The sequence below is a fragment of the Thermosynechococcus sp. genome, assembly GCF_046299635.1.
GTDB lineage: Bacteria > Cyanobacteriota > Cyanobacteriia > Thermosynechococcales > Thermosynechococcaceae > Thermosynechococcus.
Window position 1 is genome coordinate 22292 of the sequence record NZ_JBKBHV010000026.1, and the last position, 10302, is coordinate 32593.

At 55.0% G+C, this 10302-nt stretch carries 7 protein-coding genes and 1 pseudogene; 1 reads left to right on the top strand and 7 read right to left on the bottom strand.

The annotated features are described in order from the left end of the window. Positions 1-178: 178 nt before the first annotated feature. Entirely contained in the window at positions 179-2644 is a 2466-nt protein-coding gene (locus ACK4IR_RS10190) for an ATP-binding cassette domain-containing protein (RefSeq protein WP_409874255.1), read from the bottom strand. Between the two features lie 42 nt (positions 2645-2686). Then, positions 2687-3547 (bottom strand): hypothetical protein, encoded by an 861-nt coding sequence (locus ACK4IR_RS10195; protein ID WP_409874256.1) that lies wholly within the window; start codon positions 3545-3547, stop codon positions 2687-2689. A gap of 522 nt (positions 3548-4069) precedes the next feature. On the opposite strand from ACK4IR_RS10195, the gene ACK4IR_RS10200 reads away from it, so the two are divergent. Beyond that, complete coding sequence (locus ACK4IR_RS10200; RefSeq protein WP_409874257.1) at positions 4070-5257, top strand: hypothetical protein; 1188 nt, start codon at positions 4070-4072, stop codon at positions 5255-5257. Here the strand turns inward: ACK4IR_RS10200 and ACK4IR_RS10205 are convergent. The 5 genes and pseudogenes from ACK4IR_RS10205 to ACK4IR_RS10225 all read right to left on the bottom strand — a co-directional run. Next, complete coding sequence (locus ACK4IR_RS10205) at positions 5179-6165, bottom strand: RsmB/NOP family class I SAM-dependent RNA methyltransferase (RefSeq protein ID WP_409874258.1); 987 nt, start codon at positions 6163-6165, stop codon at positions 5179-5181. The two genes, ACK4IR_RS10200 and ACK4IR_RS10205, sit on opposite strands and share 79 nt — an antisense overlap. Continuing rightward, positions 6143-6883: a DUF561 domain-containing protein gene (locus tag ACK4IR_RS10210; RefSeq protein ID WP_409874259.1), complete on the bottom strand. Its 741-nt coding sequence runs from the start codon at positions 6881-6883 to the stop codon at positions 6143-6145. Before ACK4IR_RS10210 ends, ACK4IR_RS10205 begins: the two co-directional genes overlap by 23 nt. A 569-nt stretch (positions 6884-7452) precedes the next feature. Beyond that, entirely contained in the window at positions 7453-8028 is a 576-nt protein-coding gene (locus ACK4IR_RS10215) for a Uma2 family endonuclease (RefSeq protein ID WP_409874260.1), read from the bottom strand. A 781-nt stretch (positions 8029-8809) separates the two neighbouring features. Beyond that, entirely contained in the window at positions 8810-9730 is a 921-nt protein-coding gene (locus tag ACK4IR_RS10220; RefSeq protein WP_409874261.1) for a J domain-containing protein, read from the bottom strand. Between the two features lie 33 nt (positions 9731-9763). After that, a pseudogene (locus ACK4IR_RS10225) lies at positions 9764-10302 on the bottom strand (type III-B CRISPR module RAMP protein Cmr6); the annotation flags it as partial.

Sequence of the window (10302 nt, forward strand, 5' to 3'; positions counted from 1 at the left end):
AGACTCCATTGTTTAGATTTTCTGCTTACTTCCTGCTTCATCGAAGTCTCAAGAGCGACGCCCTCAAGGGGGGTTACTTCTCCACAGGCTTCAATTTCCCCAGAGCTTGGGGTACTTACAAAATTCAACAGGTTGAGACTCCCATTTTGGCGCAATTATCTGTTGGGAAACACCCGGCCTAACCTTTGCGCCCTTGCAGGTAGGTAGCCACGCCCACATAAATCAGGCTATGGAAAACCAGCATTCCCCAATTCAGCAGCAGATTACCCCAAGTAGGGGCATAGACCGGCGTTGGATCAAAGGGTTGGGGCGGTGGCTCAAAGAGGCCAAAATCGAGGGGCGGCGGCACCATGCCATTCACGTCAATCAAAGCCCCATAGGCACCCATTGCCCAACGGCCAATCGTTAGCCAAGCGAGAGCCGTTGCAGCCCCCCTGAGCTTAAAGAGAACGCCGGCAAAGATGATTTGGGGCAAGAGTAAGGGGGGCAAAATTTTGCTGGCCTGATCGTTATTCGTGACAGCGGCGGAGATTAGGAGTCCCAAGCAGAGACCGGCCACCAAGGTCAAGAAGGTGGTGAGGCCAAACCCCACAGGCCAAGGGAGGAGAGCGCCCTTTGGCAGCCCAAAGGCCAAGACGGCCACAAGGGTAATGAGCAGGGTTTGCCCCAAAGCGATGCCCTTCCCAAGAGTGAGCTTGGCGGCCATGTAGGCCCAGAGACTGAGATTGGCAAAGCGTTCGCGGCGGTAAATCGCCACTTCTGTAACCAAGGCTTGCGCCCAGCCGGAGAGTCCCACCCAAAGACAGGCACAGGTCAAGACAAAGAGAATGCGTAGGGTTTGAGCCGCTTGTAGCAGGCCGGGGGGATCTTGGGGCACAAAGGGGGAGCGGTCAACGGCAAAGCGGGTGAGCAGCAGGGCAACGGGAACGCTAATCAAATTTAAGGCAAGGCTCAGGCGATCGCGCCACAGGAGTTGCCACTGGCGCCGACACAATACCTGCCATTGATAGAGGTGCGGCGGTGCCGGCCGTTGGGGAAGGACTTCGGGAGGAAAGCGGCGCTCGGTTCCCAGCACACTGGTGCTCTCGGAGGTCTCTCCTAGGCTGAGGTGGTTGGCAAGGTAGCGCCGATAGTCGGGGGATTGGCGAAATTTTTGACTCCACTCGGCACTGCGTTCGGGAGTCAAGAGGGTGTAGATTTCGGCTATTGAATCCAAGGGGCGATCGCCCGTTGGACTAAAGAAGTAACGAGCCTCATTGGGTGGACCAAAATAACAAAGGCGCCCCCCTGCCCCAAGGACCAGCAGGCGATCGCACAGATGCACATAACTGGTGGCATGGGTCACCAAGACAATCGTGCGCTCTTGATCTGCCAATTGCCGCAGCAACTGCATCAGCAAAAAGTCCAAGCCCGGATCCAGACCGGAAGTAGGTTCATCGAGGAAAAACAGCTTGGGATTGGCCAATAGCTCAATGGCAATGCTCACCCGCTTGCGCTGCCCCCCACTGAGGCTGACCACCAGTTGGTGTTCGGTTCCTGTTAACTGCACCTGTTCGAGAACGCACTGAACGGCTGCCCTGCGGTTTTGGGCATCGGTGTCTGCCGGCAAGCGCAGTTGCGCGGCATAGTGGAGGACTTCGGCCACCGTGAGGCGGGGATGGACAATGTCATCTTGGGGGACATAACCAATCTGGGGGCGGTAGGTGGCAAGATTGTGATGCAGATTGAGACCGTTGAGCCGCACCTGTCCCTCCTGCAGCGGATCCAGCCCCATCAACACTCTCAGGAGCGTGGATTTCCCCGTGCCACTGCCACCGACAATCCCAATCAGTTGCTTCGGTTCGGCCACAAGGGCAACCTCGTGTAGGAGGGGGCGATCGCCGGTCGGGGTTTTTACCCATCGTTGCAAGCCCCAGGCATCAAGGCGAATGTGACTCCCTTGATCGGTGAGTTCAAGGGTCTCGTGGCGGTAGAGCAGCACAAAAGGCCCGAGGCGAATTTGATCGCCGTTGCGCAGGGTATGGGGGGCTTTGAGCAGTTTGTCGTTGACATAGGTGCCGTTGCTGCTGTTCAAATCCCGCAAAACGTAGAGACCCGCAGCGGTGCGATCAATACTGGCGTGGCGCAAAGACACCGTCGGCGCCTCCAGTTGCCAATGTTGATAGCTGTGGCTTGCTGCGCGCCCCAACGTCAGCGGCCATTCTTTGAGGGTTTTCAGGACAAGACGGCGCTGCTGGGGTAAGGGGGGTGGGGTGGCCGTTTCCGAAAACTGGATTTGCACCAGCAATTGCACTTTGTTTTTCGGGTCTTGGCCGATTTCTAGGCGCAGTGTTTCCCCAAGGGCAAAGCCTTCTTCGATACCGATGCGGCAGTGGTTGTAGAACGTGCCGTTGGTACTCCGGCGTTGATGGCCATCCCCATCCCAGAGGTAGTAGGTTGCCCCCTGTTGCCTAAACACGGCATGACGACCGGAAATCACGGCCCACAGGGGATCATCGGGCACCACCAAGTCGGCCCACTGGCGATCGCGTCCCAAGCGATGCTCCGGTTGTGTGAGGGTGTAGGTCAAGGTTTTCCCCTGACTTTCCAGGGTGAGGGTAACAGTGGGCAGATCAACAACCGTTTTTGGGGGGGGCGATCGCATCAGAGTCTCACCGCAGTTGGGTTCGGCAATGGCCGGCTTCCCTTAATTTACCGTCACCCAAAAGGGAGCCGTAATGATTTTTTCTCCTCGTCGGAACTGTCCCCAGAGCCTATAGCATCCGGGAGTGGGAAACTGGGTCATGAAGCGAATGATCCCCGTGGGTTGACGATCTAAAGCATGGGCATGCAGGTAATCCGCAGGGGTGAGGGGAGTCGTGGCGCGCAAAATCACCAGATGTCCCGCTTCACCAAGGTAGGGGCGCAAATCTTGAGGGGGTTGCTGGGTGGCAGTATCCCACAGACGAAAGGCCACTTCTACGGCCGATCCGGCCTTGAGGGGTTGAGGGAGTTTGAGTTCAACCGCTGTTGTGCCAATCACTTGAGTGGTTTGGGCAGTTGGGGCATCGGCTGCGGGCGGCGTCCCTTGAGCCACAAGCGGCAGCATCGCCACCGTTTCCGTAGCGCTGGCGGGTTTGTAGTCGGCAATGAGGGTGTAGCCGCCTCCTTGGGGCAATGTGGTTGCGACCTGAAATTGACCCTCACCCAGATAGCGGGGATGAAGGTGCTGAAATACCTGAAGATCCTCACTGACGACGATCAGGTGCATCAGCTCCTCTTGGAAACGCTCAAACTGCCTCACCGCCTCGCCGCTATGGGTGCGAATCGCCAGCGTGAGGGTGGTTGGCTGTCGTGGAATCGGCGTGGGGGAATTCACCAATTCAGCATGGGTGGTCGGCGCGCTCCCACCGTGATCGGGGGTCGGTGTAGCACCGTGATGCTCATGGTGGGGGTGATGGGGCGTGGCAACTTGCTTTTGTTGCATCGTCGTAACGAGGGCGATCGCTCCCCCACCGAGGAGAGCTAGCCCTACCACCAGTAATTGAGTAAAACGCCGTTTGGCCATGCTTCGGTTTCTCCCTCAACAGCTCAGAGAACGCAGGCATAAGAGCCATGTATCCTCACCGCCTTTCTCTAAGAATATGCTGCCTTGAGGCCTTATCCGCCGGCAGAACTGAGCAGCCATCTCGATCAGTACAAGGACTCATGGGCAGCTAAAGGAACCCCCTCTGGACCATTTGATTGGGTAGTTGCCGTAGGGTCAGCCAAGCATTGGCATCGGGCACAAGGCCGAACCGTTCGCGCAGTCAAGGCTTTCCGCAAAAGTCGTCACTGCTTCGCCGAAGGCACCGAGAGAGGGAGGCAAGCGCTTGCTCCCACTGGACTGCCCGTTTGCCGTAAAGGGTTTCTCAAAGAGGCGTTGATTTATCCCCCAGAGGTGGGCTACGCCACGCTCCACCAGTTCGCAAAGGCGATATAACCGTTCCTGAAGTGGTGGACTTCCCATTGCAGGAGGAGTCTTGTTTGTTGCGCCCAATCGTCAATGGCCTGCGGAGGGAGATGCGGTGAGTTGCAGGGCAATCCCTAGGTGGCCACGCGTGCTATGTTATGGCAAATCTCGGCGGTGATGGCGCTGCCCTCCTTGTTGTTTTTATCTCACCGTTGTATGCGTTTTGAATATGATTTGTTGCTGGTGGCGGCCAGTCCCTTGGCGTTGGATATTGCCTATCGCTGTGCCGCCTTAGGGCGAATCGGCATAGTGATCCCACCTCCGGAGGGGCAGTGGCAATGGCAGTGGCAGCGCTGGTGGCTGTCGCAATATCCCCCCCGCCGGCTAGATGCTCAGCATTGGCAGCACTTTCAAGCCCACCTCCACTACGGACAGCGACGCTATGCGCCTAGGGTCTTGGAACTGGCGGGGGTAGATGTGATCCCAGGGGCAGGGGAATTTGTCTGGCAGCCCCGCTGTCATTTTCGGGTGGGGGGAGATCGCCTCTATGCACGAGGCTACTTACTCCTTGATGCGCCTGCGGCAATGGACACCCATGACATGGATGCCCTCGACAGGATCGAGCTGGCCTGTTGGCGGCACTGGTCTGGTCAGCCCCTTGAGGCCGATGAACAAGGTCTGCCGCTGGTGGCGACAGAAGATGCCTGGTTCAACGATCGCCTGCACGCTGTCCTCAGTGCTCTCGGTCTAGGGGTTCCTCTCAAGGGGAGGCGCAAAGCCCCCGACCCGACCCCTTTGAACCTACACCCCCTGCGGCGGGATGCCCAAGGGTGGTTGTGGATCAATGGCCAAGGGCGCACCAGTCACCCCCAAGTCTATGCCTGTGGCGGTTGGCAGCGGGGATACCGGTTGCCCTCCCTGACCTACTTTGAGGCCTTCGCGATCGCCCGCCAGATTTTGCAGCGCAAACCGAGATCCTTGGACTACCGTTCCCAGCCGTGGTGGATTGCCCTACCTGTCCCGCTGGCGCGCGTAGGTTGGAATGCCCGCCAAGCCCGGCGTTATCTGAGGGAACCGATTCAACTATGGGAGATTCAGCACTTAACGCCGGAGGGGCAGAGTTTGGGTCAAGTGGTGCTCAATCGCCAAGGGCGGCTGCTCGGGGCAACCTTGATGGGTCAAGCGGCGATCGCCAGCAGTCGCATCTTCGGGCGGTGCTTAGATCAACCTGCCTTGGCTGCCATTACCTATGCCGGTTGGGAGGTGGATTGCCAGCGCCAGCGATCGCCCAACGCCGGCAGGGGACAAGAGTCGCCCTTGCCCTGATGTTGCCAAAGAATCGTGAAAGCACCCGCCCCTTCCCCTTGGTGCGGCCAGAGCCGATAGCAGGGAAACGCCGCCAAATGGGATTGATAGGCCGCCAGCATCGGCACCACTTGCGGGACAAATTGCGGAAACGTTGTCATCAGCCAAGCGGCCACCTCCTCATTTTCCTCGCGGCTAAAGGTGCAGGTGCTATAGAGCAGCCATCCCCCCGGTCGCACAAGGGCAGTTACCGCCGCCAGAATCCGTTTTTGCCGCTGTTGGTTGTGGCGAATCGTCAACGGATGAAAGCAGCCCGCGGCTTTTTGTCCCTTCGCCAGCAAAGATTGGCCGGAGCAGGGGGCATCCACGATCACCACATCCGCCGTGCCCCGAAACTCAGCAGCCAGCACGGCACTATCCCAAGAAGTCACGCCCACAGGATGCACTCGACAGCGTTTGAGATTGCCGATGAGCATCCCCACCCGTTTGCCGATGGTTTCGTTGCACACCAGATAGCGGGGGTGGAGCGATCGCCAGGCAAAGAGGCTCTTGCCGCCGGGCGCCGCACAGACATCAATCACCAAGGAGGGCGCTGGGGGCAGCGTCAGCAGCGGAACCGCCGCAAAGACCGAGGAGCTATCCAAACAATAGTAGGCGCCTGCCTCATGGAGGGGGTGTTGACCCGTCCGACTCCCCGCCGCAAAACGGGTCACCCAAGGGGGTTGCCAAGACAGCGGTGGCAGTGGCTCGAAGGGCAGGGGGGAAGCCGGTTCCCCACACCAAAGCACCGTAGGCGGGTAGGCGGCGGGAGTGGCAAGAGCCTCTAAAAAACGCTCCCGATCGCTGGCCGTTTCAAACAGGCGGTCAGCACAGGCCACGGCCAATCGGGAGAGCTTCAGCACGGGTTTAGCGGTGGATGGTAGAGGCACCTCTGACTGCTTCGGCAAGGGCGCGCACACTGGCCACCATGGCCACGTCACTGTTGAGTTGGTTGACGGCAGAACCGACCCCGACACCCGCAGCCCCGGCAGCGATCGCCAGCGGAATCGTCACCGTCGAAAGACCGGAGGCACAGAGCACGGGCACCGCAACGGCGCGGGAGATTTCATAGGCAGCCGCCAATGTGGGAGCCGCTTTTTCGATGAGACCCACCGTGCCCCCATGACGAGGTTGGCTACTCGTTCCGCCTTCGGTTTGAATGACATCGGCACCGGCCGCCACCAGCGCCTCGGCGAGGGTAACCTGTTGATCCAAAGGCAGCGTGTGGGGAACCGTGACCGACAGCATGATGTGGGGTAATAACTCGCGGGTTTGTTGGGTCAGGCTCAAGACCTCCTCGGCACTAAAAACCCGACCCTGGGCATAGAAGCTATCGTAGTTCCCGATTTCCACTAAATCAGCACCGGCGTTTACCGCCCGCAGTAGTTTCAGGGGTTCGACTGCTGAGACACACACCGGCAGGGAGGTAAGGTGCTTGGCAAGGCGCACCAGTTGAGGATCGGCGGCAATATCCACAAAGGTGGCGCCCCCTTGATCGGCAGCTGTTACCACCGCCCGCACGCGATCGCGATCGAAATTGTTGAGGCCACTAATAATCTTGAGAACAGACCGTTGTTCAAAGGCAGCAGCTAGACGCGGATGCAGCATAGACTTGAAACTTCCCGTAGTTGTGCATCTTTTTATCCTACCGCCCTTTTCACTCTGAGAAGTGGCCTAGCAAGGGGGGGTTAAAGGTTCTCCTGTGTCTGCGGCCAGTCACCAGTTGGGCGGCCAATTCCGAGGGGTAACCCTTTCTTAGGGGCAAAGCGATCGCCAACGGGAGCCGCGCTCAAATTAGGATGGGGGTTGTTGCTCTGCCTATCTCTGCTTTCGGCACCATGGGTGTTGTTCCTCGCCAACGCTGGCGGTTTCCTTCGATTAATCCTGAGGCATTATTCATAAAGATTTACTCTTGTGGCTGTGAGTACATCTAATGCAAGAACTCCTCTAGGTGAAAAGTAGCGTGCCCGCCTCTTCTGATCGTTACGACTCACAATTCACGCATAATAAATCGCCCTATGGAAACTGCTATTCATTCGGGAGGAGTGGTCGTCGGAGCGCAGCTCCTGTCTTTGGTTTTCCATAAACTCGGTATTCTAGTAAGATCATTTGCTGACAGCTCCAATCAATAGAAGTGCCCTTATGCCGACATACTACAACATTCTGATGGGTCAAATCTAGAGGTCAAACAATTCCTCAGCTGTCAATACCAACTTGGGTAGTAAATTTGAACGAATAACGGTTTGTTTCTGCACTTCTGTAATCTCATAAGACTGACCCACCAAAAGGCAAATAGTGACTTTTCTTTCTTCAGGGTCAATAATCCAATACTCAGGAATGCCCATTTCGGCATACTCCCGCCGTTTAGTATGATAATCGCGCTCCCGATTTACAGCACCTGGACTGACTACCTCAATAACTAAAAGAGGTGGACGTTCCACAACGGCAGAAAGAGGATTTTGCTTGCGCAGGGCTTCCCAATCTTCCCGGTGGAGAATACACAAATCTGGTTCCCGCGATGTTCGTATTCCAGTACGCACACCAATACCACCTGGGAAAATCTCAAGCGGTAAATTATTGGCTTTAATATATGCCTCAATAATAGTGAACAAAAAGCGAATTATTTGAATATGGAGAGGACTACCGGCTGGCATGATAATAATTTCACCTTCCTCCAATTCAATACGGCTGTCCTCTGTGTTATAATCCAAAAATTCTGCAAAGGTAAATTTTTTGACTTGAGTTTGAGCCATAAATCACCTTTTACTTAAGTTCAGACTCTCATATCCTATTTTGGCGTTGTAAAACACAATCAGCTAAGTGAGCTGCCCACAGGTCTTCTCTCAATCAATTGAATTGCCTCTGCCAGAATACCGAAGGCATGGTAAAATAGTTTCGGGGAATTTATGCCAAGGGCTTGAGCTGTAATGGCCAAGGCTGCTTGCCGCACGGAATCCGTCGCATCCCCCCACAAAGCCGTCAGATAGTGAGCAAACGCCGATTTTCCCGTCCCATAAGCTCCTGTCAATGTCCCAGCTCGCTGCGGGATTGCGCCCGTAAGTCCCGCCAGAATTCGGCGCAGGTCTTCAACTGCGTGGGTGGGCAGAATATAGCCCTCAATGCTCTGCGGGCGCTCTAAGTCCCGTTCCAGATTGATGGAACGACAGAACGGCGATTTAGGCTAAATAGCTCTGTTAGGCGCGGCATTAGATTCTACCTGAAAAGTGCCGCAGTGCTCCGCCCATAACCGTAGGCTTGGGGGGCGGTGAAGCGGCAGGTCGTGGCTTAGTTATGTTATAAGTATTATTAATCAGCTTTGAAAAGTGCTGTCGGGCGGACAGTGCGGCTAGTTCTGAAAACGCCCCTGGAGAGGTTCTGGCAGGGGTGTCCTTCGGGACATCTAGCCAAGACTCGGTGAAGGGGGAATCTCCCGCTATACGAGAAGTGTTAGCGGGATAAGCGTCAATCTAGGAAGAACAGAGCTGGCGGGATTGCCCTGTTGGTCACGGTTTGTCTGCTTTGTGCCTGAGTTCTCTACGAGGAGCCACCAAAAAAGAGGTTAGACAGTAGCAGCACAACACCCGCTGCCACTGCAATCTGGACACCTGTTTCCACCACCTGCTGCCATTGCTCAGCTTGCTTGGCATCTTCCCTTTCTTTGATAGCCATCAGCAAAAAGAACTGATCCTCATCGCTCAGTTGTCGAATAAACCCTTCAGAAAGCAGTTCTAAGGGCAATTGCTTAAAATACTCAATCCGTTCACGAATGTAATTGGATTGTGTGGCTAAGCGTTGCTCTTTCTGACGAAAGGCCTGATTTTTTGCAAATTCGGTTTCTGTTTTAACCGAACAAAGAAATTTGTATTGGCGATGACTCACTGTTTTTGTAAACAAGTAGGCCAACATTGCCCAAAAACAAAAGCAGGACCACAAAAAGGCAAAAAGGCCAATTAAGCCGCCAATGGAGGTCATGGCCAGCCCAATCAATCCTAAAATTAAGTTCTCAATGATTTTTCCCCATTTTTGGGAGGAATCGAGGGCTGTCAAGTCATCAACGCTCAGCCCATGAGCAGCCAACTTTTGTCGCTGTTGCTTCTCGATCTCCCCAATGACTTGCTGATACTCTTGCTCAATGAGCGATCGCTCCCTTTCCAAACGACGACCAACAGCTTCCATGCGAATGGGATCAAAAATCGGCAGCGATTCTTCAACCTCTAGATCCCATCGCTCAGAGTCTATCTCCTCTAGTACTGCCCTATCTGCATGCTCCATGAGATAAGCATAGGCCTCGTTAATTTGCTTGAAGTGCTCCTCGACGATTTGCCGTGCCTTTTTGGGCGTCTCAGGGGGCAGCTTATCAGGATGACACTCAAGGCAAAGGCGGCGATAGGCTTCCTTGATCTCTGCTTTGGAAGCTCCCGGCTGCAAGCCTAGAATCTCGTAATAGTGGGTCATGGTTTCTTTGGTATTAGGCTCAACGTAAACAGCTCAAGAGGACTTGAAAGGAAATAGCTGTGAGAGCTGTGAGCATCTTTTACATTTTTTACATTTATTCAAGTGTTTCAAAAACTTCAGTCGTGGATCCTTATTCACCCCAAAAATCGTAATGACTTGATATTCCCCTAAGTTAGAAACCCAGACCGGCGAGGGTTTGCCAGTGGAACCACAGAGGTTTTCGTCGTAGTTACTATTACTATTCAGCTTGAGACTGGGATCGTGAAGGAGTGCGAGGCCACAGGGTTTTTCTCCCTCGGGTTCCCCACTGCAAACAAGGATACGGCAGTTTTGATCGGCAACTTCTTCCCATTGATTAGTATTAACAGTGCCAACGGATAACAGTTGAGGTTGAGTAGGGTTGATTTGGTGATTACTCAGCTGACTTAAGGCTTCATAAAACCCTTGAAGTCGCTCTTGAAATTTTTGTTTAAATTCCTTGGCACTCTCGGGGAGTTCCCAAAAGGCATCCTCGTTTTCAGGAATCAGATCAGAGCCTCGCCACCACGGCGCTTGCTTACGCTCTTGACGAG